The following is a 26068-nucleotide window of genomic DNA, read 5'->3' on the forward strand; positions in this document are numbered from 1 at the left end:
ATGCGGAGTCCTTTTTGCTTCCCGCGTACAACGTGCACGGCTTCGAGTTCGCCGCGCTTGACTCGCTGCAAGACGGTTTGGCGCGACACCCCGAGCGCCCGCATCGCCTCGCGCATCGGCAGAAAGTCGTCGGCCGTTTCGCCGTTGAAGCGCGCCTTGAGTTCATCGGTCAGCCGAATGCGCCAGGGAGCGCCTTAGCGCACGGTCTTTGGCCCCATCGGCGCATCGTGGACAAAGGTGCGCTTACGCCACTTGGCGACCGTCTTTTGGTTGAGCCCGTGCTGGGCGGCTAGCTCTTTGAGCGGAGCCTTCGATCGCTGTATTGCCGCTCGGATCGCGTGCGTGGTCGTGGCGCTGCCATGGAGTATCTGGCCCATAGGTCCTCCCGGAATGAAGGACCAGTTTGGCTGATTCCCCCACACTCCGGGACCAGACATGCTCGCGGCCGGCATCGCTCTCGCGATCGTTGCCATCGTCTCCAGCGTCGGCGGAACGCTCGGCAACGCCTTCCAAAACATCGCTGCGTACCTGGGCTGAGGGCACCCCATGCAGAGCAATGAGATCATTCGGGTGACAGCAGCTGAGTTCATTGAGGCGGTTCGCGCCCGCCTCGTTCAGTACATCGAAAAGCACATAGGAGCGTCAATAGATGGCCGGTTCATTGGTGAATACGAGGCGACGATATCCGGGGCTCCTATCCGTGTCGTTTCGGCTTGAGGAGGGCAGGGACATGTCCATCACGCCAGAGCGCCAAGCGCTACTTGCTGAGGTCTGGACGGTTCTCACGGCGGCTCGCGATCTCGGCGATATCGTTACGCAGTTGGTTGCGCGCCGGATTGTGGACCCTCACTTGAACAACCGTCAGCCCCTTGAATCGGATATCGAAGTGACCACGACGTACTTCCGCTGAGCACATCAAGTCATTGAAGTTTGACGGGGCCGGCCACTGCGCCGGCCTCTCGTTTTTGGTCGAATCACTCCGAACTGATAGAGTGGACAATCCGAACGATCGAGGTGCGAAGCATGATTGCCATGAGAGTTTTCGAGCGCAACGGGCACCGATGCCTAGAGAAGGTCCGACAAACCGGCCCACAAAGCTTCGAGCTTATGGGGGACACTGCCGAGCCATACGGCGGACCTTACGTGCGAGGTCTGACTTTATGGGACCTTCTGATATGGGCCACTGCTCTTTCCGACCAAGTGACATTGATCCCGGCGGCTGCCCGCTAATTTGTGCCGCGCGGTCGGATAGGTCGCCACGTGCGCGACATCAGCGGATCGTTGCGATCATCGTATATGGGCACAAGCTCGCCAGCCTTCAGCCCAAGGCCCTTCAAATCGGCTTCGCTGAGTTCGGAATTCGCGATCGTTGCGTCACCGGCGCTGGCAGCCAATGAGGCTTTCACGGCTTCCGCCTGATCAGCCATAGCGACGGCATAAGTTACATATCGAACCTTGCCGTATTTGACGACGCCGACCGAAACCATCCATCCTGCTGCCATCTCAGTTCTGATCTATCAAAGAGAGCTTCCGTTTTCGAGGCGGCGGCCTAAGTGACGGCCTAGTGGCTTGAAGCTTCTCAATCGCGGCAAGTACGGCGCTCTTTGTGATTTTTCCCCGAGAGTACTGTTTGACTGCCGCTATGGCGTTCTTCAAAGCCTCTTCCCGTGTCATGCCATGATCTCCACAGTGCTTCGCCGTCAGACCCACGGCACGACAGAAGAGAAGCGCGGGTGTTTGGCGGAACTGCCCGCGCTAGCAGGCTTGACGGCTCGCAGGGGGGGCGCGAATGCATAAGTAGCCAAGCCCGTGTACGTCTCTGAGCAACTCGCGTGCCAGACGATCATGATGCCACGCGCTCGGCTGATCATCGCGCCGTCAGAAAAAGCGCACGGACGGCGGGGGCCGCCGCCGACCGTGCGAGTTGCGATGCGAGGCTTGGCCTTCACGAGGTCAGTCAGTAAGAGACCAAGCCATGCATGGCTCAGCAACCCGCGTGCCAAAAGATCAGAAAGAGGAGGGGAAGCAAATTGCGCGCTATCACAGCACGCCAGCTAACTACTCGTGCGGCTTCCGAACGCGCATGTCGTCAACCTGACCCGGTTGAACGGGATCGGACGTGTACGGCTAATGACGCCGCCGTACGCGGCTGAAAGCGAGGTCCCGCCGCGCGCCAGTCATTTCGGGAACCTCTTTCCTTTCCTCCGCGCCGCAGGTTGGGCTAGGATCGCAATCTCACGAGGGCGGACGGGTGACGAGGGAAATGCTGATCAGCGTTGAAGGGCGGCCGGCGATGCTGTCACGGCTCAAACGCATCGAGGAATGGCGCTGGACGCGTCTCCAGCGGTTGCTCGCTGATCCTGCCCGAGACGATGAGAGAGCAATTCGGGCCGCACGCCACTTTCGGGAAGTTGGGGCGCGTCGCGTGGCCGTTGAGCGCGGGGTCATCTAAGCCCTCATCGTGGCGCGCGTCCCGGACCGTCAACCCGAGCCTTTCGGTTTACGTGTCGGGCTTGGGTAACGCGCCGAGCCTTTAAGTGCATTTCGCTGCGCCCGGGCAAAGGTTCGGTCCAATAGCGGTCTCGCCGCGTCTCCGAAAAGAGCAATCGCCCGCTTCCGGAACGTCTTGAATGCTGTAAACGGTTCTTCCTTTTTGAGGCAGTCCGAGGCCAGTTTTTGAAGTCCCCGTTCGAGGTCATCCGTTTTGGCTCGAGAAAACGGCCGCAAGGGCTCGACCGGCGCCGCCATCACGGCTGCCGTCGAATTCACTGTCAATTGGCAGGAGCGGTAGGAATCGAACCCACGTTAACCGGTGTTGGAAGCCGGTGCCTTACCACTAGACGATACTCCCGTATTTGGTCCCGGGGGCCAGATTCGAACTGGCGATCACCGGTCCACAGCCGATCGCTTTGGGCCTCTAAGCTACCGCAGGGGAAAATGGAAACTGCAATCGAGCCAGCCGCATCAACTTACGACCGCTACAAGGCTGCCCGTCTTTCCGGGCTGTTCTCAGCGCCGGCGAGCCGTTCGATTGGCGTCTCGACCACTCGCGGATATCGCCTCGAGGAGCGGCTGAGAACGGAGTTGCCTCCGGGTCAATATGACGCGCTGATCTCGCCCGCCTCCAGACGGCACCGGAAGGACCCGACCTGTTGCCAAGTGCAAGAAGTTCGAAGCTGACGCGAAGTGGGGAGAGGCACACTGCGAGAGGAAAAGGCGGCAGTTCTGACTCAGCCGATGTCCGCTTGTTATCGAAGAGCGGCACAGCGACGGATGTTGCGCGAGGTCGCAGATGGGCCAGAGGACTAAACCGCTCGCGCGGTAGGACGCCGCTGCTGGCGGCACGGCCAAGACGATAGCGCAACGGGGCGTCCTGTCTTGAGATCGAGGGGTTCGACAACCTCACTCAAGACAGGAGCATCCCCATGACCGACGAGGCAATGAGCCCGTTGCGCCGGCGCATGATCGAAGACATGACGATCCGCAAGTTGGCCCCGAAGACCCACATGACTACGTGCAAAGGGTCAAGAACTTCGCCGCATTTCTCGGGCGATCACCGGATACGGCGACCTTCGAGGACGTGCGCTGCTATCAGCTACATCTGACGGCAAGCGGCGTTGGCGCGCCGACCATCAACCAGACCGTCTCGACGCTGCGGTTCTTCTTTCGGGTCACACTCAAGCGCCACGAGATCGTCGAGCATACCCATGTCATTCACGAGCCGCGCAAGCTGCCGGTGGTACTGAGCGTGGAGGAAGTGGCACGGCTGCTCGATGCCGCACCGGGGCTCAAATACAAGGCGGCGCTGAGCGCGGCCTACGGTGCCGGGCTGCGTGCCAACGAGGTCGTCTCGCTCAAGGTCTCCGATATCGACAGCAAGCGGATGATCATCCGCGTCGAGCAGGGCAAGGGCGGCAAGGACCGCAATGTCATGCTGTCGCCCAGCCTGCTCGCGCTGCTACGGGCCTGGTGGAAGATGGCTCGGCCGCAAGGCTGGTTGTTCCCTGGCCGTGACCCGGCCCAGCCAATGACCACACGCCAGCTCAACCGTGCCTGCCACGCCGCCGCCCAGATGGCGGAGATCAACAAGCGCGTCTCGCTGCACACCTTGCGGCACAGCTTCGCCACCCACCTGCTTGAGCAGAACATCGACGTCCGCGTCATCCAGGTGCTGCTCGGCCACGCCAAGCTCGACACCACCCCGCTCTATACCCGCGTCGCCACCAAGACGATCAGCGAGGTCATGAGCCCGCTGGAGCATATCACGCTGAAGCTCAAGGAGGTCCGACCGCCCGGCTGACGGCGCTTGTGTCGCGCCCGGCCTTGGAGGTTGCGGATATTTTCCGCAGCCATGGCGTAGCATGGGGCAAAGCCCATGCCGGCCATGTCAGCCTCGACCAGTTGAAGGTGATGTCGGCGATCGAGCGCTGCCGCACGGTGGCGCTCGGCGGCCATGTCGCGCGCTGCGCGGACTGCGCCTACACGACGATCGCCTACAACTCCTGCCTTATGGGCAAAGCTGGTAATGGGGAGCTGGCGGCAATTTGATCACGCTCCTGCACCAATCACCGCCAACCCCGCTCTCCATTATGAGGTACGCCTGAGGAGTTCGATCAGCTGGTCGGTGGGCTGGAAGACGCCGCGCCGCAGGTGGGGGCGGCACGATCGCCTCCATCGCATCGAGCTTCTCGGTTGGATCGCCGCGCGTGTAGACCTCGGTGGTCGTCAGCGTAGCGTAACCCAGCCACAGCGACACCTTCCGGATGTCCCCGGTCGCTTGCAGAACGACCATCGCGCAGGTGTGCCCGAGCACGTGGGGCGAGACGCGTTTCTTGGCGAGACCGGGCTGCTTGCGAGCCGCGGTCGCGGCGTGCTGCCTGAGCAGATAGGCAAAGCCCCATCGGCTCAGCGGCTCACCACGGGCGTTGACGAACACCTCGGGTGTCGCGACCTGCCCGCGGATGGCCAGCCAGGCACGCAGTGCAGCGGCCGCCGGCTTCCACAACGGCAGCGTCCGCTCCCGGCGTCCCTTGCCGAGCACGCGGATGTTCATCGAAGGCGGGTCGATGTCATCGACCTTGAGGCCCGTCAGTTCGGAGACGCGCAGCCCTGCGCAGACGGCCACGTGCAGCATTGCGCGATCGCGGATGCCATCGCGTGTCGCCGGATCGGGAGCGTCGAGCACGGCTTGGAGCTCTTCGCGCAGAAGGTAGGGCACCAGGCGCGTGTCAGTTTTCTTGAACGGGATCGCCAGTACACGGCGGATCTGCTCGAGCGCCGCCGGCTGCCGATACTCGAGGAAGCGGAAGAACGACTTGATCGCCGCCAGGCGAACGTTGCGCGTCACGGCCGCGTTTTTGCGCTCGTCCTCAAGATGCTCAAGGAAGGCGCTGACGAGCCCGGCATCGATCTGTTCGAGCGTCAGCGCCGAAGGTTTGACCTTGAGCCGGTCGGCGGCGAACACGAACAGCAGCTGGAAGCTCGAGGCATAGGAGTCCCTCGTGTGCCGGCTGGCGCCCCGCTGGCAAGCGAGGGTGTCGCGCAGGAACGTCTCGATGAGGGGAGCGATCGGCGTCATGCTGACCTCCCTTCGGACATGAACGCTTCGCCGGCCATGGCGACGTCGCGCAAGAGGTCGGGCGTGGCCTCGAGATACCAGTAGGTCGCATAGATGTTGACGTGACCCATGTAGGTCGCGAGTGCCGCCATGTGCGCCCCGCACCGGCCTCGGCCGGTAGGGCTGCCTTGCAGCGCGCGCACCGCAAACGTGTGCCGTAGATCGTGCAGGCGAGGACGGCGAGCCGACGTCGATCTGATGCCAGCCTTGTCGACCAGCCTGTCGAAGGTCTCCTTGACGGCAATGTAGCGTAGCTGCCGACCGCGCTTGTCGATGAAGACCGGATCATCGTCTGAGCCGGGCCCGCGATCGCTGCAAGCCGGCGGCCGCCGTGTCGTGCAGCGGCACCAGTCGCGTCTTGCGGAACTTGGTCTCGCGGATCAGCAGACCGTCGCGGGTCACGTCCGCGATCGTCAGCTTCAGGGCTTCGGAGATCCTGAGCCCGGTGGATGAGAGCAGCGCGATCAAGGTCGCTTGCGTGTGCGGGCGCAAGCCGCGCGTTGGCCGAAGCCGCAGCGCAGCTTCGACCAGCCGACTGACTCGTCTGTCGTGTAGATGTGCGGCGTGCGACGCTTCTTGCGGGCGCCGAAGTGATTTGCCGGGGGCAGCTCGTGCCCGACGTCCTCCACCCGGACATGGCGTACGAAGCGACAGACGGCTCTGAGCCGTGCATCGCGTTGCGCGACGGATGGTCCGAGCGCGGCCCAGTCGATCGCTGTTTTTGTCTCGACGTACGTTTGTCCGCGCTCGGCCGCGAAGGCGGCAAAGCTCTTCAGCAGGTACTCCGCGGTCGACATCGCGAAGCCCGTGGTGCGGCGGAGCGCGAGATAGGTCTCGATGGCGTCCAGCATCAGAGCGCCTCCGGCCAGGGCTGAGCAACCTGCTTCAGCAGCGCGACGTCGGCCTTTGCGTAATAGGCCGTCGTGTCGATGCCGCGATGCCGAAGGACGAGGCCGATCTTGTCGAGCGGCACGCCATGGCGCAGCATCTCGGTCGCCGCGGTGTGCCGCAGAGCGTGGGCCCCTTTGAGCGGCGCCACGATGTCGGCCCGCTTCATGATACGCTTGACCACCGACGAGATGCCGTCGCCTCGTCGGAATGGCCGGCACGGCGCGATCGTGCGCAGGAACAAGAGATCGTTCCGGCGGGTAGACGGCCGGCATTCGAGGTAGGCGGCGATCGCATCCCCGACGTCTTGCGGTAGCGGCAGCCGGACCTCGTAGCGCGACTTGCCGCAGACCCGCAGCGATCCCGTTTGCCACTCGATATCCGCGAGACGCAGTTGCGCCACGTCACCGGCCCGCAGGCCGAGGCGCACCAACAAAAGTACGATCGCACGATCACGCCGGCGCCCACCGACGTCGCCGTCACAGGCAGCGATCAGCCGGTCGACCTGCTCGGTCGACAGATACCGGGGCATGTCGGCAAGCTGCCAATGAGCGTAGGCTGGAACGGCGCCGTCGAGACCTGCCTGGCAACGGCCTGCGACTGCGAGATACCGCAGGAAGGCCCGCAGGCTCGTCGTCATCTTCTCGATCGTGCCACTCCCGCTATTGCTCGCCCGCTGCAGGAAGTAACTGCGGACATCGTTCGGCCTCCAGCCGGCCGGGTCAGATCGAAGTTCCATCATCAGGCCCGCGGCGTCGCGGGCGTAGAGCCTGACGGTGGCATCGGATGCGCCGCGATGCTTGCGCAGCCACGTCTTGAAGTCGGCGACCAGCTGCGGCTCGGCGGGTGCTGCCCCCACGGCCGCGGACCGGCAAAGGCCGAGCTCGACGAGGTGCCGACGAAAGAGCCTGGCACCGTAGATGGTGTGGTGGTTGCGCCGGCCGCCTTTGGCGCGTGGACACCGGCAAGTGCGCAGGTGCTCGCCGAACGCGGCGAGATCAACGTCCGCCAGGCCCGCGCCTTGCTCGGCCATAACATGGCCGATGTGAGCCGCCGCTCGCAAATAGCGTACCGCTGTCTCGGGGTCATAGCCCTGCCGCTCCAGCACCGCTGCAAACCCGTCAAGGTAAGGCCCGCTCGGCCCACTGCGCAGATGCCCCAGCATCTTCGCTGCCGAGAAGTACGTCTCCAACATGTCCGTCTCCGTATGTGACCGGCCATCAGTGGCCGACCCAACGGGGGCCGCACGGGCGACTTGTAATGGAGAGCTCGAGAGCGGCAATACACAGGAAAATACGGTGATCGCGATTGGCAGCTCCCCATTACCGGCTTTGCCCATAAGGCAGGTAATGGGTGACGCCCATTAGCTGCCGCAACCGGCATTGCCCGAAGTGCCAAGGCGCCGCCGCAAAGGAGTGGCTCGCCGATCGCGAGGCCGAGCTGTTGCCCGTGCCGTACTACCACCTGGTGTTCACACTCCCAGGAGCGATCGCCGACATCGCCTACCAGAACAAGGCCGTCCTCTACGACCTGCTGTTCAAGGTCTCGGCCGAGACCATGCTGACGATCGCCGCCGATCGCATCTGGGGGCCAGGATCGGCATCACCTCCGTGCTGCACACCTGGGGCTCGGCGCTGACCCATCACCCCCACGTGCACATGATTGTGCCGGGCAGCGGCATCTTGCCCGATGGTCAGCGCTGGGTGTCCTGCCGGCCCGGATTCTTCCTCCCCGTGCGCGTGCTCTCCCGCCTGTTCCGGCGATTGTTCCTTCAGAAGCTCGTCGCCGCCCATCAAGCCGGCCGCCTGAGCTTCTTTGGCGACAACAGCCAGCTCGCTGATACCCCATGCTTCGCAGCCTTCCTGGCGCCGCTGCGCAAAACCAAGTGGGTCGTCTATGCAAAGCGTCCGTTCGGTGGACCGGAGGCGGTGCTGGCCTATTTGTCGCGCTACACCCACCGGGTTGCCATCGCCAACAGCCGCTTGATCGCTTGCGACCAGCAGCGCGTCACCTTCAAATGGAAGGACTACCGCATCGAGGGCCGCGATCGATACAGGCAGATGACGCTCGCCACAGACGAGTTCATCCGCCGCTTCCTCATCCACGTGCTGCCCAAGGGCCTTCACCGCATCCGCCATTACGGCCTGTTCGCCAAAGGCGCTTGCGCCGACAACATCGCATGCGTCCGCGAGCTGCTCACCGGTGCAAAGCCTGAAGCCAATCCCACCGCGGCTGCCGTCGATGCCAACAAGCCGGCTTGCCCATGCTGCGGCGGTCGCATGATCATCATCGAGGTTTCGAGCGCGGTTGTACGCCACGGCATCGGCCGACAGCTCCAACGAACCGCATCAGGATCGACACCTCATGACCACGTCGCTGTCTTGCAAATCTATTCGTAGTACTCGCTGCCTCTCGGCCAGCCACGGCAGAGCGCGCTCAGATATCCACCGCCCGCCATAACGCGCTCGACAATTTGTAGAGCTCGACACCACCCGCCGCGCATTCGCCAGCCGATTCACCCTCGAACACCTCGTTGCATCGGCTCGATTCAAATCAGCCAATTCGCCCGCGGCAGTCAAATCCCCATAGCGCCTGCGGCACCGCCTACGTTTCCCTTAAGCGCGGTTTCCTCCCTTGGAGGCTTTCGGACGCCGGCCGCCAAATGTGCCGCGCCGTCAGTCATGCGGCCGGCATCCGAAACCCTTCACACAAGGAGACCTCATGTCCCGGCAGGCGTGCTTCAACTCCCAAGGCTCGCGACGAACTGACGATGCTGTTCCAGCCATTCCGGGTGTCGGGTCGCGATAACTTGCACGCACACCGGAATGCATTCATCACAAATAGCAGCTGTGATTTCTCGGCCTTGCACATTCATTGAGGGCGCGACGATCATCGTCATAATCTCCGGCGACCCCTTTCCACAAAAAGAGCAGATTACATCTGAACTCATATTCGCTCCTCGTCCGTGTGCGGGATGGGCTTAGGCCCAGATGCTTAAGACGGCCACAGAGAACAGCGCAGGCGGCAGTCAGGTAATTGAAATGGCAATTCGAGCATCCCAGTCGACAAACGAACGGGTCCAACGTCATCGTCAAACTCGGTCATGTCCCATCGCCCGCTACCGCAAACAATCCGGACGGCTTTCCCCTTCAAAAGCTCCGACCTTTTGCTATAACTCAGTCTTATGAGTTCTCTGCTGATCGTGCCCACTACCCTTCGGATGTCTGCGTAAGCAGCCTTTCGCTCTGAGTTCACATCGATCCGTTGTTAGGGCGAGGTGCGTTTTGGATCACTCGCGACAGGAACGAAGCCAGCGGCAGGTGTTCATTCAAGAATTGCTCGTTCGGCTCATCATCGGGGCGCCCATCGTTGCGGTCGTGAAGAGAGTCTGGAGGCTGGCTACAGTGCGGCTTTTCAATTGAACTTGTAGCTGCCCTGAAAGAACGTCCCCCAGCGCTCCATGTTGTACTTCCCTGGCCCAGTGATCGTGCCCGCGCCAATGCAGCCGCTGCACGTGGACTCGCTGTCCTTTTTTGTCCACATTGCCCAATAGCGGCCACCGACGCCGACGCTGAAATTGCAAGTGATAAAGTAGGACAACACGCCTTCAACCTGTACACCCCCGCCACCATTCCCGCGTTGATCATTGAAGGTGGTCGTCGGGCGCAAGAGATGGTGGTCACGACCGCTGAAATCGGTCCAGGGCAGGTAGGCGACATCGGTGTTTAAGCGCCAGCGCTCGGTCAGAATCGTTTCGGCGCTCAGGCCGAGACGAGGTGCATTCCACTGGGTATTCTGGCTGCCAATTATCCTGTCGTCGCCGGGCGACAAGCATGCAAACATTGGGTTGGCGATCTGGACGCATCCCGTCGAATCGGAGCTCTGGCCGTAATAGGTCCAGCCGATGAATGCGCCGATCTTGTAGTTGGCGCTGTGCAGGAAATCGTATCCGGCATCAGCCGTGTAGTACGTGAATGTTCCGTTTGCCTGGCTTGATACGTTGTTGATGTAGGACAACCCGCGTTCGATGCCCCAATCTTCATTGTTGATGTTTCCTGTGTTGAAGCGTCCGATCCCAATATTGCTTTTCAGGAATACTCCCCAGGGGCTGTCAAGACGGCCAAATAATTCCCCGGAAAGTCCGTCCAGTCCGTGATAGGTGAGCCTCGATATGAGAATGCTTGGGTCGGTAGGTTTATCAGCAGCACTGTGATCCCATTGGAATCTTCCTCGGCTGAGCCAGAGCCGAGAGCCGCCTTCGATTGACCAACCGGCCGTGTAAGCAATCGGCGCGCCGGCGGGTGCTTTCGCGTACAGCCGCGCATCGGACCCTTGCGCCGTCCATGGGTCGGCGCCAAAATGGTAGTTCAAGCCGATCTTTCCGATGTGATAGTTGCTGGAGAGGTTGGTTGTGTTCGCCGGAAGAATTGCGAACGGCGGATCCTGCACCGTCGGAGGCGTTGCGACGCGCGGTCCGCCGAAATGCAGATAGTTATACTCAGCTTTAACCGACCATGCAGGCGTAAGCGCTTGCTCGACGCCCAGCCCGATGGTGGCACCGACGCGACCATAGTCGAAATGGGCTTTCTCCTGTGGCCGATCGCCAAACTCGTAGTTATTGAAGACGTCGCCCCGATTGTTTTGCCAAGCGATGCCTCCCTTGAGATAGGCCAGCGTGCGGCCCAGCACGCCAAACGCGTAACCGATGCGACCGGTCCCGGTGGCAAAGACGTTGGGACCTGCCTTGCAGTTTGCGCTCACGACAAAGCCGGACGCAGCGAGGCAGGTATTGGTGCCGTCGGAGACGGCACCGCTGGCCTCGAGTTCGACACCAAACACCCGGTTGTTCGTCTGCCAATTGTAGCCGATCTGGCCACCGGCGAGAAACACTGGAGTGTCGACGACATCGCCATAGATGGACGGACCGTAGGGATTGCTGAAGGAGGTCTGTCCGTAGCCTCCGCCGACGTGCCCGCCAATATAGCCTCCGGACCAGTCCCACACCGCCGGTGGCAGTTTCACTTCTGGCTCAAGGTCTGCCGAATTAGCTACACCGCTCGCGACGAGCGCAATTGTCGTGGCTCCCAACAGAAGAACTCCAGCTCGCATCCAACACGTCCCTGCATTATCTCGGTCCACGACCGATCGCCCTTAACTTATCGCAGCAGCAAACCGTCGGGGCGGACCAGGCGCTAACCGCGACGCACGCCGTGTCCGCCCCGAAGACCATCGCACTGCGATTGGTGATGATGCCGTGACGAAGCAAGCGGCGTGCCGAATGGAATTGCGGGTTCTGCCGGCACTCCGGAATAGTGTGTAGTGTCAGTGTAGTGTCAAGCTGCTTACATAGTCTCAAGGCCGACAACCGGCGCTGCTAGCGTCCCACAGGACGTTGCGCAGCAGGAAGCACCTTTTGAACGGTTTTCTATGGCGCGCCAATGTGCGGGCCGTGCCTGATGCACGGCGTTTATGCTCCGCGTGGCTGCGCGCGGTTACTTGTGCAGCTTCTGGGTGATTTAAACATCAGCCGGTGATAATCGCATTCGATTGTCGGAAGCGGCGCGACATCCAAGGTGGCTGCGGGTCAAAGGCAGCCCTCGGCAGCTTGCGGGCTCTGAGCTAAGGTCAGTCGCGGGCCATTCTCGGGCTCATGCATCGCAGCAAAGCAATCCCTATTCGATCACTCGGCGGGCGAGCACCGATGCCGGCGGATCGAGGCCGAGCGCCTTGGCGGTTTTCGATTGACCACCAGCCCGTACTTGGTCGGAGGTCTTCACCGGCAGATCAACTGGCTTCGCTCCAGCCCTTATGTGATACTCTTGTGACCCGTGGTCGGGGACCTGAGTTATGACGCTTCCGATTGCCTTCGGACGACATCGCTGAGCGAGACCTGCTGAGCCTTAGGTGTTTAGTCCCAAGCTTTTATGGTGCATTCTTATCGCACGATTCGAAGGATGCGCTATGGGACAAGTTCTACACGGCTGCGCCACCACGAACTGTCCGTCGAGCAATACAAAATAGTCAAGAGAGCCTGAGAGGCCTCGCCAAGCGCTACGGGATCAACCAGAAGACTGTCGCGAAGTGGAAGCAGTGAGCGAAGCCTTCGAGTCCCCTCGGTAAAGGCCGGCACATCCTAGAAACTGGTGCCCGGGGATGGATTCGAACCTGCACAGCGCCGTAGGCGACGGGTTACAGCGTCTGAGTTTACCGGCTCCCTCCATATCCGCGGGGTGTTTTTCGTTCGCCAACGTCTATATTGTCGCCGCATGGAACAAGACGAAAATGAAGGACTCGAGCGGCTCGCCGCCGCTGCTTTGGCGCGGACGGCCGAGACAATCGCCGACATCTTCGAGACCACCGAGGAAGACGGCCCGGCCAAACTCTTACTGTCTGCGCTCACATTGGTCGTGAAATTCAGTTTACGGGAGCACGACCGCGTCGTGACCATTGGCCGAGATCACCGGCCACCGGATAACATCTCCGACAGCACCTCGCTCTATGTGACAAAGCCTACTACGACCGATGGCCTGCCCAAGCTCGCGGTTTGGGCTTATGACCACACCGGAGACACCGGCGAAGTTCCGGGTGATCGTCACGCGCCGTCCCAGGTATGCCTTCAAGAACGCGGACGGCGTCATCCAGGCGCCGGCCCCGGCCCATATCATTGAAGGAGGCATTCCGACGGAAGCGCTTCTGGCCCAGATCGCTGTCGCCAAATATGCCGACGGCCTGCCGCTCTACCGGCAGGAGGCCATCTACGCCCGCGATCATGTCGAGCTCGACCGCCAGCTGATGGCGCAATGGATGGGCAAGCTCGGCTTCGAGCTCGAGATCGTGGCCGACTACATCTTCAGCGAGGTCAAGAAGGCCGAACGGGTCTTTGCCGACGAAACCACCTTGCCGACGCTCGCTCCGGGCTCCGGATCGACAAAGACGGCCTACTTATGGGCCTATGCCCGGGATGACCGAACCTTTGGCCGCAGCGGTCCCCCGATGGTGGCTTATCGCTTCGAAGACAGCCGCTCCGGCGAATGCGCGGTCCGCCATCTCAATGGTTATCGCGGCATCCTGCAAGTGGATGGCTATGCCGCCTATAACAAGCTCGCGCGATCCGATCGCGGCAATGATGGCATCACATTGGCTGGCTGCTGGTCACACTGCAGACGCAAGTTCTACGAGCTGCATGTTGCAGGGAGCTCGGAAGTGGCAACGGCGACGGTCGAGCGGATGGCAAGGCTCTGGCAGGTCGAGAAGACCGTGCGCGGTCAAAGCCCCGACGCTCGCGTTGCCGCGCGCCGGCAAGCCTCCGCGGCGATCGTCGCAGATCTCTTCGATCTCTGGCAGCAGACCTTGCGGCGGATCTCCGGCAAATCAAAACTGGCTGAGGCGATCCGCTATGCCGTCTCGCGCCGTGCCATCTTCGAACGCTTCCTGACCGATGGTCGCATCGAGCTCGACTCCAACGTCGTCGAACGCGCCATCAGGCCACTAATAATCACGAGAAAGAATAGCCTCTTCGCTGGCAGCGACGGCGGCGGACGAACCTGGGCGACCATCGCAACGCTGCTGCAGACGGCGAAAATGAACAACGTCGATCCGTTCGCCTGGCTCGCCTTAACGCTTCAGCGTATCGCCAACGGTTGGCCGAGCAGCAAACTCGACGCGCTTATGCCATGGAACCACGCCGCCTGACGGCCTCAGCTTGCTTTCAATTACCCATAATTTTTTGCCTCGACCGCGGCTCCCAGTTCGATGTCGGTCAGCCGCGATAGTGCGCGCCAGATCACGGTATTTCCTGGAGGCGGATCGTTGGCTCGGGCTAAATATCCTCCGAGCCGCGCGATCTTGACCACATAGTGCGAGAGCGTGCTTCGTCGAGAGCAATCGCCACCCCGGGCCAGTCAAGGTTGAGTTAAATCAAGACGTAATTCAGCGTACGCCGAGCTCGACCGCGTCGGTATTATTGTCAAGTCGGGCCACTGCCGTTCAATGTAGAAGCAGCCACTCTGAGGGTGCACGCCTATTCAAACGCCAGCGCGGACCTCCGCGCGGGCTCGGCCGCGGCGTGCGCTGCTGAGGTTGCAGACCGAAGAGTTGGAACAGGCGATGAACCGTGCCTTTGGCAATTCCCCTCTCTTTGGCATGGCGCGCACGCTCCAATGGGTTGCGGCTTTAGGCCTGCGAGCGTGCGTCTTGGTGATCACGGCCACAGCCTCATCCCCAATAGTGCGGGGCCTGCCGGCACGCATCTCGTCGTAGAGACCCTCGATGCTATTTGCGATGAAGCGATTGCGCCATTTTCCGATCCTATGTGGAACGACATCAGGCCGGGTTGCCGCGAGGGCGTTGCTCGGCTCACGTTCGCAGGCAAGCACGATCTTTGCTGGCAGCGCCAGTGCCGCAGGGAGCGACCGCGACCGTGTCATGGCCGTGAGTGCGTGCGTTCGTCACTGGAAATCGTCAGCATTCGCTTTCGGGCATTCGGGGCGCATCGGGTATCTCCTTCGATCGCGACACCCGAAACACTTGCAGTTATTACACTACGAACTAACGAGACAGAACACTAGCTAGTCTAGCTTTACATTTCTGGATCTGAAATGCGGGTCAGCATCTTCACGTGCGGTCCCGCCCGTTTGAAGATCGGCTCCCAAAAGGCATAGGCCTTCTCGGCGAAACTCGCGCTCACGGTGAACTTCGTGACCGCCCCCCGATATGCGGCTTGTCGTCCGCAGCCCTGCCCCTCGACAAGGTGCCAAACGAATTGAGCGACCTGACGCGTGTACGTGCTCGGACGACCTCGGTGGTTGGGTACGATCTCAAGCCGCATGGTCCCGGTGTCGCACGTCTCCGGTTCGGTGATATTGGCGAGCCAGATGAAGATTGATGGATCAATGCTCGCGGAATAGCCGTCGCGCTTGAGCTGCTGATTGATCATAGAGAACACGCTGGCGGCTTCTCTGAAGCATTCGCTCAGGATGAAGTGCGCCTCATTCTCCAGCTTGCCGCTCCGAAGATCGTCCAGCAATCTGACTGCCTCGTCAGTGAGTCGCCGCATGTATCGCGATTGCGGCTGCCCTGCGCTGTCGGCTGGTGGTTCCTTCTGCACAATCAATTCGACCGCATCCGCGCGGCACTCCGTTGCGGCTTTTTTAAGAACGGTCAAGAAATCGTTTTCAAGAATGGGACCGACTTTTGACGCCGCTTCACCTTCCACCCGGGTCTCGGCGAGGTCCTTTGCACGGTCCAGCGCAACATCCAGTCCGGCTTTGATGTTTTCAAAAGCTCTGTCTTGATTGTCCTTGGCAATCTCCACCATTCTCTCGATGGCAGTGTCGGAATCTGGGAGTTCGTACTTGCGCGGCACTGCCGCATTCCGAGATTCAAGCGCCGCAAAGGGACTCGGAGCCGTCGCTTGCCTTGCAAGGATTGTTTGATCAGACGTATTCGCGCCTGTGAGCTCCGATCGCGGATTGGAAGCAGCAACCCCGCCGGACAACACAAAGAGGCCATCGTCAACGGCTCGGCTCGCCGCCGCGGTAAGCTCCACGAGCGAGCGTCGCACGCAGCGCGTCCGCCTACCACGTCGCTTTTTCGTTTCTTGCGTGCGGCTCATGATCTGATGCCCCCTCGACAAGCTTCCTTAAGATCCAGCGCCATAGCTCGCGAACTTCCTCCGAGGCTCTTCCCTCTTGGGAAAACTCGGTCACGCCTAATCCTGCCCCAAGCGCATCCTGGTGGTCATTGCGCTGTCCGATACAGGGAAGCGCAAGCACCCCGAGCGAATTGAGCGACGTTGCAGCTTCACTCAAGCGGCAACCCCGCGGTGGCGTCTGATTGAGCACGAAAGCAAATCGGCGGTTGAGCCTTCGAATGGCAATCAGCGTAGGTATCGCAGCTTCGATGTCGGCCAGACTTGGACGCACCGGCATCAGGCAAAGATCAGCACTCGCGATGGCACGCATAGCCACTGCATTGTACGTGGGGGCGGTATCGATGACTGTAAGCCAGATCCCCTCAGATTCAAGACTGACGAGCGCCCCTTCTATTGTGGCGGGATCGGCGACCCGAACGACCCGCGGAAAGGGATGCCCGCGCCGCTCTGTCCATTTTGAGATCGTCCCTTGTGGATCCGCGTCGACAATTCCGACGCGCTCCCCGTTTCCCATCGCGGCCACTGCGATTCCGACCGCCAGCGTGCTCTTGCCGCTTCCTCCTTTTTGGGTGACTAGAGCAAGGACATACATCGCCTGCGCGTCCCGGACAACAACGACATGAAACACACGAGGTGAGCCTACCATTCCCTATCGCGAATCGCATCAATAGCGAGCGCGGAACTCACAATCAAATCGGAGCGCAGCCACTAACTATAGTAGCGCGCTATACGGCGCCCAACGCCGGCCGGTCCAAACATTGGGCCACGCGGACATTCCACGGCCAACCGGAACGTTTAAAGATGCCGGCCAGCGCTGCTACAAAGGCAGGACTCTCGCTTAATCCGACCCTTACTGTTTGCCGCTTTCGCGACGGCGCATCGAGTGATAAGCTGACCTTTCTCGTCAGGGGCAAGCCTGTTTGTGACGGAATCCGTTTGGCGGGCATACCGGAATCGTGAGTCCGCTGTTGCCATTTTGACGGATTCAGCGGGAGGTCGTGAGAGACACCGCGCCAGCTAAGTGCTGTTGCAGCTTCCGGACAGGCACGTCATCAATCCGACACCGTTGAACGCGATGGAGACGTGCGGCCGATGCCGAGGACGCAAGGTGATTGGATCAATCTCACCATCGTGTAAGACGATCAGCCCACCTGGCCTCAAGCCGAGACTTTGCAACATTTCAGGTTCAAGCGGGAAGTTGAGCATTGCGGCATTGGCGCCGTTGTCTTCAATAGTCAGCTGCACGGCTTCGATCTGGTCAGCGACTGCAACCGCGTTAGTTACGTGCCGGTACTCTTCATCGTCGTCGCCGTCTTTCTCGATGGCGACAGTCACTATCCAACTACGCATCCTGCTGCGCCTCGGGAAGCGTCGCCCACGAGCTATCGAGCCTCTGCAATTCCGCAGCCAGTGGACACGCTGGCTGTGAATCGGGTGGTGTGCCGGACGGTATTCCGGGAACCTTCTCCCTCCACACCGAACCTTGGGTGTCCGTCGTCAGAAAATTTGAGACTGATCAGGCGTTTCGAGAAGGGAGGCTCTGGCTCATCGGGGGTAGAGTTTAAGCCGCTTGCGATTGATGCACCGAGACTCTAACTGCCGCTGGATGAAAGTTCAGGGGCAGATCAGTTGTACGCCTTGCGGCGCGGTGGAAGCAACGGGCGATCGGCGGAGCTGGTCGGGGTTGCGCAGCCGAGCGCCCGTTGCGATGAGAGAGGCGGCGTAGGCCGCGGGCGTGAGGTATTGCAGCGAGGAATGGGGGCGTTCGCCATTGTAGTCGGCGACCCATGCCGCGAGTTTGGCCCAGGCATCGTCGAGACCGAAGAACAGCGTCTCATTCAGGAGCTCGTCACGCATCCGGCCGTTCCTAACGAAACTTGCTGGCGATTCCGACTTCGAATTGATGCCACACACTGTCTCGGCGCGATGATCAGGCCGTTCCGGGCGGCTTTTTCATGAGCCCCGTCGATAGCCCCACAAATCCTTGCCGCAGACCTTCGGAGAATTCTCCAATTCTCCGAAGCTCAGTGCCTTGCTGGACTACATCAAAGTCAGAGATCGTTACGTAGGCCCACCACCTATGGTGATGTGGTCCATATTCGAGGCTAAATTTAATGTCTGTCACCTGCGCATCTTTATCGTCCGGATCGTGATGGATTAAGCGGATGACAGGTAGCGCTCTCCCGAGCCTGACACCGATCAAGGTGTCGGCCAGATCGGCAATGCCCTTTATCTCTTCGAGCGCAGCCTTCGCGCCATCGATATCGTCATCCGTCTCCGATGCAGCGTTGAAAGTGCGGAGACGCTGGATTGCTCGAACGGGGTCCATTGCCAAGCCTCCCGACCGGGCGACGCTAGTCCCGAAGCTTACGATGGCTCATTAGCATGAACGTCGAAGGAGCTCCGCTCTAGCTGCCAGTATTGGTGGGGTCCACCGTGCGCAATCAGGGTTGATGACATGCCTATCCGATGGCTCCGAAATTGCTGGATGGTCGCTCACGGCCACTGCTAATATCGAAGAAGAAGCGCTGCTCGTCGGGCCACACATCGGTCGCCGCGAGATTGGTCTGGATCGGATCCGGGTTGATGAAGTGCTGCGGCGTCTGCACGACGCCGACGCTGCCGTCCTGCATCAGGCTCATCGCCCGGGTCAGGAAGTCCGGCATCGGGACGAAATCCGCGTCGAGGATCGAGATGAACTCCGGCCGCTCGGCCAGCCCGGAAACGTGCTGGAGCGCATGATTGATGTTGCCGGCCTTGGCGTGGCGGTTGTCCGGGCGGGCCAGATAGTTGCAGCCGAGCTCCTGGGCGAGCCGGCACAGCCACAGCCGCCGCCCGTCGTCGAGCACCCAGACGCGGTAGTTCGGATAGTTCAGCCCGGTCGCGCCGATGATGGTGCGCTCCAGGATCGCTTTCTCCTCGTTGTAGGTGCAGATGAAGACGTCGACGAGCGGCGCGTTTGCGGGCAACCTCGATCGGCGCAGGATCGCATTGACCTCAGGCGAACGGTCGATCGTGCGGCTGAGGAACAGTAGCGACAGGCACACCGCGATCATCGAGGCCGCCTCGGCCAGCATGAAGGGATAGCCGACCAGCGCGTCGGCGGTGAGGCCTGGAGGCGGCAGGGTGTGGGTCACCCGCCACGCGAAATAGTGGACCAGCAGGACGAACGACATGCCGGTCATCATGACGCGGGCCAGGGTCTGCTCGCGGCGGAGCAGGGGCAGGATGGCAAGGCAGGCGCCGAAGGCGACCAGCCCGGGCGCAAATGCCGCCATCATGACTTTGCCACGTCCGCGTTGAACACCACGCGCCCGGTGCGGCCGACCGCGCAATCCTTGCCCGTGGTATCGAGCGCCGGCATCGAGACCGTGACCCGATAGGGTTCCTTGTTCAGCGCATCCGGATTGATCGCAAGGTGTGAATCGGCGTGGGGTCCGGACGCCGATCGGCGTCCCAAGTGCTTGATTGACTTCGCGCGTGCGGGGTCAATGTTCAGCGTCGATCCACACACTACTGAACTCCCCTGGGTTTCGTCAGCTTTCCGAACTTGTCCGAAGAACAAGCTGTTGCAATGAGAATCAATTACGATAACGCGCCCTCCGACGGGCAGAGTCCGGCCCAACAGCGCGATGCGCTGGCCGGCGCTGCTACGACTGCTTACGGCCGCTTTGGCTGCTCAAGGACCAGCCTTTTTCGCTGCTGACGAGAAAGGGAGCGAGCCAGTCAGGCGCCCCCCGAGCGCGGCCCCAAGGGCAAACCCACCGGGAAAATATCTCGTCAATGCATGTAAGGAGCGCCGACTCGCGTAGTTGCTGCGCATGAAGCGCAAGGAGATCACAGAAAACGAGGCGACTGCTCGTCGGTCAGTGCATTGTCGGAGACTCCTCGGCAGCGATTCAAGTCACATCGTCGTCTTCGTCTCGGTCCGCCTCGAGTTGGTCGGCCTCGTCCGACGCCAGCACCGGAAACTCTCCCGCCAGCATTTTGTCCTTGCTGAGCAGGCCAGCCTCCTCGAGCATCTCCATGTCCGGAAGATCGCGCAGCGTCTGCAGGCCGAAGTGCGACAGGAACGCTTTTGTCGTCACGTAGGTGTAGGGGGCCCCTAGCTGCGGGCTGCGCGGCCCGGCAGCGATGAACTCGAGTGCGCGCAGACGGGCGATGGTATCGCGGCTGACCTCCTTGCCGAAGAAGGATGACAATTCGCTGCGATTGATCGGCTGGTAATAGGCGATGTTGGCGAGATGGCTCGCTGAGGAGCGGCCCAAGGCATCCACAGTTCGTCACTCTCCTTCGTCGATCCAGAATTCCCCATTCTCCATTCGCCATATCGCGACAGAATATGCCTCCGTGTACTGGTGGTTGGCAAAGTCGGTCATGGCGACTGCCGAGCCGCTAACTCAGCCTCAGCTGCGCGCAGTGAGGCTACACGCTTGCTCCTCCAGTGGAGCTGGCGGCTTTATGAGCATATCGAGCGTGGCGCGCTTCTCCGGTAGATGCGACGATCGCGGAAGTGTTGCTGATCAGATCCGCGCAATTAATTCCTTGGGTTTCCGGGCGCCGGCGAGCTCTAGTCGAAGCCTATCCGCGCGCCTCCGCCACGCTCGGTTCCGGCCGGTGCGAAGTATTCGAGGCGTCAAAGATTGGAGGCATTGGAAATCATTCGTCCCGTCGTTAACGGCCGAGCAGACGCCGTTCAGGCAGTGGTGTTCCTACTCAGCGACGAGTCCACTTACATTACCGGTTCAGAGATGGTCGTGGATGGCAGTCTCACGATCGGCGTCCCACACAAATCTGAAGTGCCCGATACAATTTTCTGATGGGTATCGACTGAATGACGCCAACACACCGTGTTCGTGCGCGGTTGTCAATTATGGCAGTTGCGATCACATATCCAAAGTACTATGTTGCTCGATCCAATTCCGCGCCTTGGAGAATGTGGGTTTATCGTGCCAGCCAGTATGGTAGTCGAATTCGCGGATGGGCTGTTCAGCAGTTCGTCCGCGAATCTCTTCGCGTCAGCCTCACTCGGAAAGGTTCTGTTTCTCGAATGGGGTATCGATTTGGCCCCTTCGACTGGTTGAAGGAAACATACCAAGTGTGTTTTAGCCCTATCCTTTTCGTGCTCATCGGCCGACGATGACTCTATGCCCAACGCATGTGATGCAGCCGGGTCAGCACAGTTTTTCAGTGACGATCATTACCTAGGGTGGTCATGCCTCCATCGGCAGTCAATTGCGAGTATTGGTAGTTGATCGTTTGCGGCAATTGTCGTCGATGGAGGGGCTTGACTATTTGGCAGGCCGTCGGAACCACCTAGCCCAGAAGGGGGCAAGAAGATCAGGTTACACCGGCAGACTTGACCACGCCCCGCGCCGCCGAAGCCTGGACAGGCTCAGGCCACGCCTGCTGATTTCTCAAGCTGAAAGTTGCCCACCAGGATGCGACGCAGCCTGCGGGAGCGAAGCAATGAGGTATCCGCAGTCTAACGCAGCCCCGATGCTTGGCTTGCTCGCGCCATGCGCGGCCCACGCTCAGGAACACACGCCCGAGCCGATCCTGCGGGTGACGCTCGATCCGCCGTGCGTCGTGGTGAGACAGGCTGCCACGCAGCGGATCGAGGTGCTGGCGCCGAACTACATGACGGCGCCGCCCAAGCTGCCAGACTTCCAACGGCGCAATGCCCTGACGCGCCAGCTACGCAGCTCCAATGAGAGCGAAGAGCGCGACGGCCTCACTTATGGCGGCGTCCGGTTCGAATTCGCGATCCATCCGCAGGAGCCGGGCAGCTATGCGATCTCTGGCCTGACGATCGTCGCCATTTGTGCGGCCGATCCGCCGGCCACACGCGAGGCAACGCTCACGCTCCCGCGGATCGCATTTCAGACCTTCATCCCGCATGTGGCATCCGATCTGCAGCCCTTCCTCGCTGCAGGCAGTCTGTCGATCGCGCAGACCATCAATCGCTCGTCGGATCAGCTCGAGACCGGGAATGCCGTGACGCGAACCGTCACTATCGAGGACCGAGGGCATTCCGACGATGCTGTTGTCGCCGGCGAAATTTGCTGTCCTAGACGGGCTCAAGCTCTATCCCGCTCAATCGTCGCTTCAGACGTCGGCGCGCAAAGAATCGACGTGACGCATTTCGATGCGGTGACCTGCATGTCGAGGCAAGCGCGACGTGTTCGCGCGCGACTGGCTGCAACGGTTCGAACCGGTCGCGCCACGCATGCGATCGAGGCATTGCGGCTCGCTGCCCACGATCCTGTACTCGACGCCGAGATCAGCGTGGTCGAGCGCGCGCTCTTCCGCGGCAGCCGTTCAAAGCGATTCTAGAGAAGGACAGCGGGGCGCTTGCCGCCAGCGGCGAGAAGGGCCTGGTGCAGATTGATGGCGGTGCCGTATGCCGGCATGACCACCGATGCGTTCGCAAGCTCAGTGCGCGGCTGGCTCGGACGGCTCAGTTGCGGTGCCAGTTTGGAGGCTACGACGGCAAGATCCAAAACTGCCTGCCGATCACCAAAGTCCGGAACTACACGGTTCGGCTCTACCGGGCGACGGTGGCAATTGCCCGAGGCAAAACCGGCGGACTGAATACGCAAGGAGGAGATGCGAAATGAAAGCGCTTATCTTCGAAGGTCCCGGTAAAACGTCTCTCGCGCAGCGACCGAAGCCGGCCATCCTGGAATCCGGAGACGCCATCGTGCGCATCGTGAAAACCACGATCTGCGGCACTGATCTCCACATCCTCAAGGGCGATGTAACGACCTGTCAGCCCGGCCGAATCCTAGGCCATGAGGGCGTGGGCGTCGTTGACCAGGTTGGCGGTGGCGTGACCGCTTTCAAGGCGGGTGACCGCGTCCTCATCTCCTGCATATCGTCCTGCGGCAAATGCGACTTCTGCCGGAGAGGTATGTATTCGCACTGTCGCACCGGCGGGTGGATCCTCGGCAACAAGATCGACGGCACGCAGGCCGAATATGTCCGGGCGCCGCATGCCGACACCAGCCTCCACCATTTGCCTGATGGGGTCGATGAGGAAGCTCTCGTCATGCTCAGCGACATCCTTCCCACCGGATTCGAGTGCGGCGTGCTCAACGGCAAGATCTCGCCCGGCTCCGCCGTCGCCATCGTCGGTGCCGGCCCCGTCGGCTTGGCTACGCTGCTGACCGCACAATTCTACTCGCCTGCCGAGATCATCGTGATCGATGTCAATGACAAGCGCCTCGCCATTGCGCGCCAGTTTGGCGCGACACAGACGGTCAACAGCGCCGACGGCAAAGCAGTTGAGAAGGTTCGCGCGCTGACGGGGGGAGAGGGCGTGGATGCCGCCGTTGAGGCCGTCGGTGTACCGGCGACTTTCAAACTCTGCACCGACATCGTCTCGCCGGGCGGCGTCGTGGCAAACGCTGGCGTACACGGCGTCAAGGTCGATCTGCACCTGGAACGGCTCTGGTTCCAGAACATATCGATCACCACGCGGCTGGTGGACACCGTCTCGACGCCCATGCTGCTGAAGACGGTCGTTTCCCACCGCATCGAACCGAAGCTGCTGATTACACACCGCTTCAAGCTCGACGAGATCATGGACGCCTACGACATGTTCTCGCGTGCGGCAGAGACCGGGGCCTTGAAGGTGATCATCGAGACATAACGCAACGAGGAAGGCGGTGGTGTCGGCAGGCGGAAGAGAGAGGTCCGACATAGCCCAGGACGAAAGCGTCTGAAGTTGCGACGAACGAAATCGAAGGGCGCGCATCGTCGCCGCGGCACAGGCGATAACAATTTACGAAAGGAGATGGTCGAGCAGCGCACAAGCCTCAGCACCTTGAGCTTTCAGCTGCTCCAGGCGTCAGGACGGCACCGTCAAGTTAACGAATTAGAGCGGCCGAGGGGTAGACGACGGGCCATGCCGACCACCCGGGACCCTCTTTATCTTATCGCCGCCATCGCTTCCCACCGGAAGTGAGATCAGCATGCCGTTTGGTTGTATTTCCAGTTTCCCTTAAGCTTGCGCATGGTCGAGGAAATGCTGGCGGCGCGTGGCATTGGCGTGACCTATGAAACCGTGCGCCAGTGGGGGCGGAAATCGGCAAGGCGTTCTCCGATCGGATCCGCCAGCGCGCACCCGCTCGCGGTGACAAATGGCATCTGGACGAAGTCATTATCTCGATCGCGGGCGAATAACATTGGCTTCGGCGCGCTGTCGACCAGAATGGCTTCGTTCTCGACGTCTTGATCCAGCGCCGAAGAGATTCGCGCACTGCGCAATGAAGAAGCTCTTGAAATCCGCCGGCACGCCGCCGCGCGTGATGATCACGGACAAGCTGCGTTCGTACGGCGCTGCGAGAGCGAAGATGGGCTTTCACGTCGAACATAGCCAGCACAAAGCTCTCAACAATCGGCCCGAGAATTCTCATCGGCCGACACGGCTGACGCGAGCGGATCATGAAGCGTTTCAAACGTCCCATCAGGCTCAACGGTTTCTGTCAGTTCATAATCAGGTCGAACCTTTTCCACTTCCCTATCCCGGAGCCGTCACGGCCGACTTCCGTCGCGCTTCGCGCGAGCGAGCCTTTGCGACTTGGCGCGAGATCTCCACGACAAGCGCTATCGCCGAATCTCGAACCTTTGAGTCGCGCCTCCTTCAGCTCGGCGGTCGATTAAGTTGACGATGCCTTTCGAAGTGTCTTTCGAGCTCTACAACCGCCCGGCGCTCCCACTCCTCAGCCTGCGTAAGCAGAGAGCAGCGCAGTACCGGTCGAAATGCCGCGGTCTGGCGGCATATCGAAGCTATTGCACGGTAGCGGCGCACATTTTCTATAACGGCCAGCCCGGTCATGTCTGGATCTTCCCTTTCTGTCCCGGCCGCGAACGTGCGGCAAAATTGTTTTCGATCCGTCGCCGCATTTGTATCCTCCCGCCGCAGATAGCTCTCGTACCGCAGCTTCTCTGCCGAGGTGAGCAGCTCTGGGGTGATTGTTGGCGAACCGATCGCGCTGCGGATTGCGTGCATGGACTTGCGCACCGCGTCGAGGAAGGCGCGCGGCTGGCGTTCTCCATCAGGTGCCAACGATCGGCGACCTGAACCGCATCGGGTAGTGCCTTGGCAACCGCCTCACCATAACCGCCACCGCGATCGCGTGACACGACCTTGATCCCAGGATGTTCAGCGAGCCAAGCTCGAACGGTCGCGACCTCCCGATCTGGCAACAACGTCACAATCCGTCGTCGCTCGAGATCGCAGACAATCGTTCCGTAGCGGCGATTGCGTCGAAAAGCCCAATCATCAATGCCGACAACCGTCAGCGGATCCGTTCGAAGCGCCGTCCGCCGTCGCACAACCCGAAGCAACGTATCGTTTCTGACCGGCAGCATCAGTCCTTTGGCAAAGCTCGCTGCAGGTCTGCCGCCCAGTACCAGCCCCAGATGGTGGACGATGCAATCCAGCCGTGCGGTCCGGCGCGAGCGGGACGGGAGAACATCGTCCCCGAACCGTTCAGCGAAAATCCGCCGCCGACAATGAGGCACCTCGCAAACGAACCTCCCGCGTGATCACGCGGAGGCGTATTTCCTTGCCAGCACAAGGCAAATCCGGAGCCTGTCGGTCGTATCGGCTATGGATTCGGCTTGATCTAGCCCCGCACAATGGGCATTCGGCCACGCCGCTTTCCGCTCGGACGGCTATAATAATCGAGTCAGATGAATCACTTACGCTCTCGATAGCCAACCCACTCGGCACAAGCGACGAAATTCGAATGCCGGCTCGCATGGTCCTGAGTCCCCCATTGGAGACCCGCAAGCTCGGCAGAGAACATCATCAGATCTGAGTCAGACCCGAACATTGGCCCCGCACGCGCGAAGTCAATCAAGCACTTGGGACGCCGATCGGCGTCCGGACCCCACGCCGA

Annotated in this window: 20 protein-coding genes, 1 tRNA gene and 9 pseudogenes; 9 read left to right on the forward strand and 21 right to left on the reverse strand. The window is 61.0% G+C overall.

Going from position 1 to position 26068, the window contains the following annotated elements:
- Window positions 1–197: 197 nt before the first annotated feature.
- Window positions 198–377, reverse strand: a pseudogene (locus J2R80_RS19645) (IS481 family transposase); the annotation flags it as partial.
- Between the two features lie 353 nt (window positions 378–730).
- On the opposite strand from J2R80_RS19645, the gene J2R80_RS19650 reads away from it, so the two are divergent.
- Window positions 731–910 (forward strand): hypothetical protein, encoded by a 180-nt coding sequence (locus J2R80_RS19650; protein ID WP_253639206.1) that lies wholly within the window; start codon window positions 731–733, stop codon window positions 908–910.
- 316 nt (window positions 911–1226) lie between these two features.
- Here the strand turns inward: J2R80_RS19650 and J2R80_RS19655 are convergent, their stop codons facing one another.
- Window positions 1227–1487 carry a hypothetical protein gene (locus J2R80_RS19655; protein ID WP_253639207.1) on the reverse strand — a complete coding sequence of 87 codons (261 nt, stop codon included), beginning with the start codon at window positions 1485–1487 and terminating at the stop codon, window positions 1227–1229.
- 1369 nt (window positions 1488–2856) lie between these two features.
- Window positions 2857–2933, reverse strand: a tRNA-His gene (locus J2R80_RS19660).
- A 492-nt stretch (window positions 2934–3425) separates the two neighbouring features.
- Between J2R80_RS19660 and J2R80_RS19665 the strand changes: the two are divergent.
- Window positions 3426–4300, forward strand: a pseudogene (locus tag J2R80_RS19665) (tyrosine-type recombinase/integrase).
- An 8-nt stretch (window positions 4301–4308) separates the two neighbouring features.
- Window positions 4309–4506: pseudogene (locus J2R80_RS19670) on the forward strand (transposase zinc-binding domain-containing protein); the annotation flags it as partial.
- 1 nt (window position 4507) lies between these two features.
- Here the strand turns inward: J2R80_RS19670 and J2R80_RS19675 are convergent.
- From J2R80_RS19675 to J2R80_RS19695, 5 genes are read right to left on the reverse strand one after another with little or no spacing between them, the layout of a single operon-like run.
- Window positions 4508–5578, reverse strand: coding sequence for a tyrosine-type recombinase/integrase (locus tag J2R80_RS19675; RefSeq protein WP_253639208.1), 1071 nt, complete (start codon window positions 5576–5578; stop codon window positions 4508–4510).
- Window positions 5575–5892 carry a tyrosine-type recombinase/integrase gene (locus J2R80_RS19680; RefSeq protein ID WP_309143809.1) on the reverse strand — a complete coding sequence of 106 codons (318 nt, stop codon included), beginning with the start codon at window positions 5890–5892 and terminating at the stop codon, window positions 5575–5577. The genes J2R80_RS19675 and J2R80_RS19680 overlap by 4 nt, the downstream gene beginning before the upstream one ends.
- Window positions 5893–5902: 10 nt before the next feature.
- Complete coding sequence (locus J2R80_RS19685) at window positions 5903–6085, reverse strand: tyrosine-type recombinase/integrase (protein ID WP_375162593.1); 183 nt, start codon at window positions 6083–6085, stop codon at window positions 5903–5905.
- A complete protein-coding gene (locus J2R80_RS19690) occupies window positions 6082–6468 on the reverse strand; it encodes a hypothetical protein (protein ID WP_253639210.1) in 387 nt (128 codons plus the stop codon). Before J2R80_RS19690 ends, J2R80_RS19685 begins: the two co-directional genes overlap by 4 nt.
- Window positions 6468–7700, reverse strand: coding sequence for a tyrosine-type recombinase/integrase (locus tag J2R80_RS19695; RefSeq protein WP_253639211.1), 1233 nt, complete (start codon window positions 7698–7700; stop codon window positions 6468–6470). Before J2R80_RS19695 ends, J2R80_RS19690 begins: the two co-directional genes overlap by 1 nt.
- 170 nt (window positions 7701–7870) lie before the next feature.
- Here J2R80_RS19695 and J2R80_RS19700 point away from each other — a divergent pair.
- Window positions 7871–8873, forward strand: a pseudogene (locus tag J2R80_RS19700) (IS91 family transposase); the annotation flags it as partial.
- A gap of 1046 nt (window positions 8874–9919) precedes the next feature.
- On the opposite strand, the gene J2R80_RS19705 reads toward J2R80_RS19700, so the two are convergent.
- Window positions 9920–11593, reverse strand: a complete 1674-nt coding sequence (locus J2R80_RS19705; protein WP_253639212.1) for an outer membrane beta-barrel protein — start codon at window positions 11591–11593, stop codon at window positions 9920–9922.
- Between the two features lie 873 nt (window positions 11594–12466).
- Between J2R80_RS19705 and J2R80_RS19710 the strand changes: the two are divergent.
- Both J2R80_RS19710 and J2R80_RS19715 read left to right on the forward strand, forming a co-directional pair.
- Window positions 12467–12596: pseudogene (locus J2R80_RS19710) on the forward strand (IS481 family transposase); the annotation flags it as partial.
- A 479-nt stretch (window positions 12597–13075) separates the two neighbouring features.
- Window positions 13076–14197 (forward strand): annotated as a pseudogene (locus J2R80_RS19715) (IS66 family transposase); the annotation flags it as partial.
- Between the two features lie 332 nt (window positions 14198–14529).
- Here the strand turns inward: J2R80_RS19715 and J2R80_RS43720 are convergent.
- The 9 genes and pseudogenes from J2R80_RS43720 to J2R80_RS19755 form a co-directional block, all read right to left on the reverse strand.
- The gene (locus J2R80_RS43720; RefSeq protein ID WP_375162594.1) at window positions 14530–14931 is read right to left on the reverse strand and encodes a helix-turn-helix domain-containing protein; all 402 of its coding nucleotides are present in this window, start codon (window positions 14929–14931) and stop codon (window positions 14530–14532) included.
- Window positions 14932–15083: 152 nt separating this feature from the next.
- The gene (locus J2R80_RS19720) at window positions 15084–15869 is read right to left on the reverse strand and encodes a hypothetical protein (RefSeq protein WP_253639213.1); all 786 of its coding nucleotides are present in this window, start codon (window positions 15867–15869) and stop codon (window positions 15084–15086) included.
- Window positions 15870–16080: 211 nt separating this feature from the next.
- Complete coding sequence (locus J2R80_RS19725; RefSeq protein ID WP_253639214.1) at window positions 16081–16749, reverse strand: ParA family protein; 669 nt, start codon at window positions 16747–16749, stop codon at window positions 16081–16083.
- Between the two features lie 425 nt (window positions 16750–17174).
- Window positions 17175–17492 (reverse strand): hypothetical protein, encoded by a 318-nt coding sequence (locus J2R80_RS19730; RefSeq protein ID WP_253639215.1) that lies wholly within the window; start codon window positions 17490–17492, stop codon window positions 17175–17177.
- A gap of 279 nt (window positions 17493–17771) precedes the next feature.
- Window positions 17772–18023: pseudogene (locus tag J2R80_RS19735) on the reverse strand (transposase); the annotation flags it as partial.
- Window positions 18024–18087: 64 nt separating this feature from the next.
- On the reverse strand, window positions 18088–18486 hold the full coding sequence (locus J2R80_RS19740; RefSeq protein WP_253639216.1) for a hypothetical protein: 399 nt from the start codon (window positions 18484–18486) through the stop codon (window positions 18088–18090).
- Window positions 18487–18619: 133 nt separating this feature from the next.
- Complete coding sequence (locus J2R80_RS19745) at window positions 18620–19438, reverse strand: glycosyltransferase (RefSeq protein ID WP_253639217.1); 819 nt, start codon at window positions 19436–19438, stop codon at window positions 18620–18622.
- Window positions 19435–19617, reverse strand: a complete 183-nt coding sequence (locus J2R80_RS19750; RefSeq protein WP_253639218.1) for a hypothetical protein — start codon at window positions 19615–19617, stop codon at window positions 19435–19437. Before J2R80_RS19750 ends, J2R80_RS19745 begins: the two co-directional genes overlap by 4 nt.
- Before the next feature lie 439 nt (window positions 19618–20056).
- Window positions 20057–20425, reverse strand: a pseudogene (locus tag J2R80_RS19755) (SMC-Scp complex subunit ScpB); the annotation flags it as partial.
- 1231 nt (window positions 20426–21656) lie between these two features.
- On the opposite strand from J2R80_RS19755, the gene J2R80_RS19765 reads away from it, so the two are divergent.
- Window positions 21657–22493, forward strand: coding sequence for a hypothetical protein (locus J2R80_RS19765; RefSeq protein WP_253639219.1), 837 nt, complete (start codon window positions 21657–21659; stop codon window positions 22491–22493).
- Here J2R80_RS19765 and J2R80_RS19770 read toward each other — a convergent pair.
- A complete protein-coding gene (locus J2R80_RS19770) occupies window positions 22490–22759 on the reverse strand; it encodes a hypothetical protein (RefSeq protein ID WP_253641115.1) in 270 nt (89 codons plus the stop codon). The genes J2R80_RS19765 and J2R80_RS19770 overlap by 4 nt on opposite strands.
- A gap of 14 nt (window positions 22760–22773) precedes the next feature.
- Between J2R80_RS19770 and J2R80_RS19775 the strand changes: the two genes are divergently transcribed.
- On the forward strand, window positions 22774–23811 hold the full coding sequence (locus J2R80_RS19775; protein ID WP_253639220.1) for a zinc-dependent alcohol dehydrogenase family protein: 1038 nt from the start codon (window positions 22774–22776) through the stop codon (window positions 23809–23811).
- 311 nt (window positions 23812–24122) lie between these two features.
- A pseudogene (locus J2R80_RS19780) lies at window positions 24123–24824 on the forward strand (IS6 family transposase).
- A gap of 171 nt (window positions 24825–24995) precedes the next feature.
- Here J2R80_RS19780 and J2R80_RS43725 read toward each other — a convergent pair.
- The gene (locus J2R80_RS43725; protein WP_375162595.1) at window positions 24996–25688 is read right to left on the reverse strand and encodes a transposase; all 693 of its coding nucleotides are present in this window, start codon (window positions 25686–25688) and stop codon (window positions 24996–24998) included.
- Window positions 25657–25929, reverse strand: coding sequence for a transposase family protein (locus tag J2R80_RS43730; RefSeq protein ID WP_375162596.1), 273 nt, complete (start codon window positions 25927–25929; stop codon window positions 25657–25659). The genes J2R80_RS43725 and J2R80_RS43730 overlap by 32 nt, the downstream gene beginning before the upstream one ends.
- Window positions 25930–26068 lie beyond the last annotated feature (139 nt).

This window comes from Bradyrhizobium sp. USDA 4541, assembly GCF_024171085.1.
Lineage (GTDB): Bacteria > Pseudomonadota > Alphaproteobacteria > Rhizobiales > Xanthobacteraceae > Bradyrhizobium > Bradyrhizobium australafricanum.

What these genes read in the sequence shown, in the direction of transcription:
- J2R80_RS19675 (WP_253639208.1), bottom strand. Translation starts at nt 5,578, where the DNA reads ATGACGCCGATCGCTCCCCTCATCGAGACGTTCCTGCGCGACACCCTC.
- J2R80_RS43730 (WP_375162596.1), bottom strand. Translation starts at nt 25,929, where the DNA reads ATGCGAGCCGGCATTCGAATTTCGTCGCTTGTGCCGAGTGGGTTGGCT.
- J2R80_RS19745 (WP_253639217.1), bottom strand. Translation starts at nt 19,438, where the DNA reads ATGATGGCGGCATTTGCGCCCGGGCTGGTCGCCTTCGGCGCCTGCCTT.
- J2R80_RS19655 (WP_253639207.1), bottom strand. Translation starts at nt 1,487, where the DNA reads ATGGTTTCGGTCGGCGTCGTCAAATACGGCAAGGTTCGATATGTAACT.
- J2R80_RS19650 (WP_253639206.1), top strand. Translation starts at nt 731, where the DNA reads ATGTCCATCACGCCAGAGCGCCAAGCGCTACTTGCTGAGGTCTGGACG.
- J2R80_RS19695 (WP_253639211.1), bottom strand. Translation starts at nt 7,700, where the DNA reads ATGTTGGAGACGTACTTCTCGGCAGCGAAGATGCTGGGGCATCTGCGC.
- J2R80_RS19765 (WP_253639219.1), top strand. Translation starts at nt 21,657, where the DNA reads ATGCTTGGCTTGCTCGCGCCATGCGCGGCCCACGCTCAGGAACACACG.
- J2R80_RS43720 (WP_375162594.1), bottom strand. Translation starts at nt 14,931, where the DNA reads ATGACACGGTCGCGGTCGCTCCCTGCGGCACTGGCGCTGCCAGCAAAG.
- J2R80_RS19775 (WP_253639220.1), top strand. Translation starts at nt 22,774, where the DNA reads ATGAAAGCGCTTATCTTCGAAGGTCCCGGTAAAACGTCTCTCGCGCAG.
- J2R80_RS19740 (WP_253639216.1), bottom strand. Translation starts at nt 18,486, where the DNA reads ATGGACCCCGTTCGAGCAATCCAGCGTCTCCGCACTTTCAACGCTGCA.
- J2R80_RS19725 (WP_253639214.1), bottom strand. Translation starts at nt 16,749, where the DNA reads ATGTATGTCCTTGCTCTAGTCACCCAAAAAGGAGGAAGCGGCAAGAGC.
- J2R80_RS19690 (WP_253639210.1), bottom strand. Translation starts at nt 6,468, where the DNA reads ATGCTGGACGCCATCGAGACCTATCTCGCGCTCCGCCGCACCACGGGC.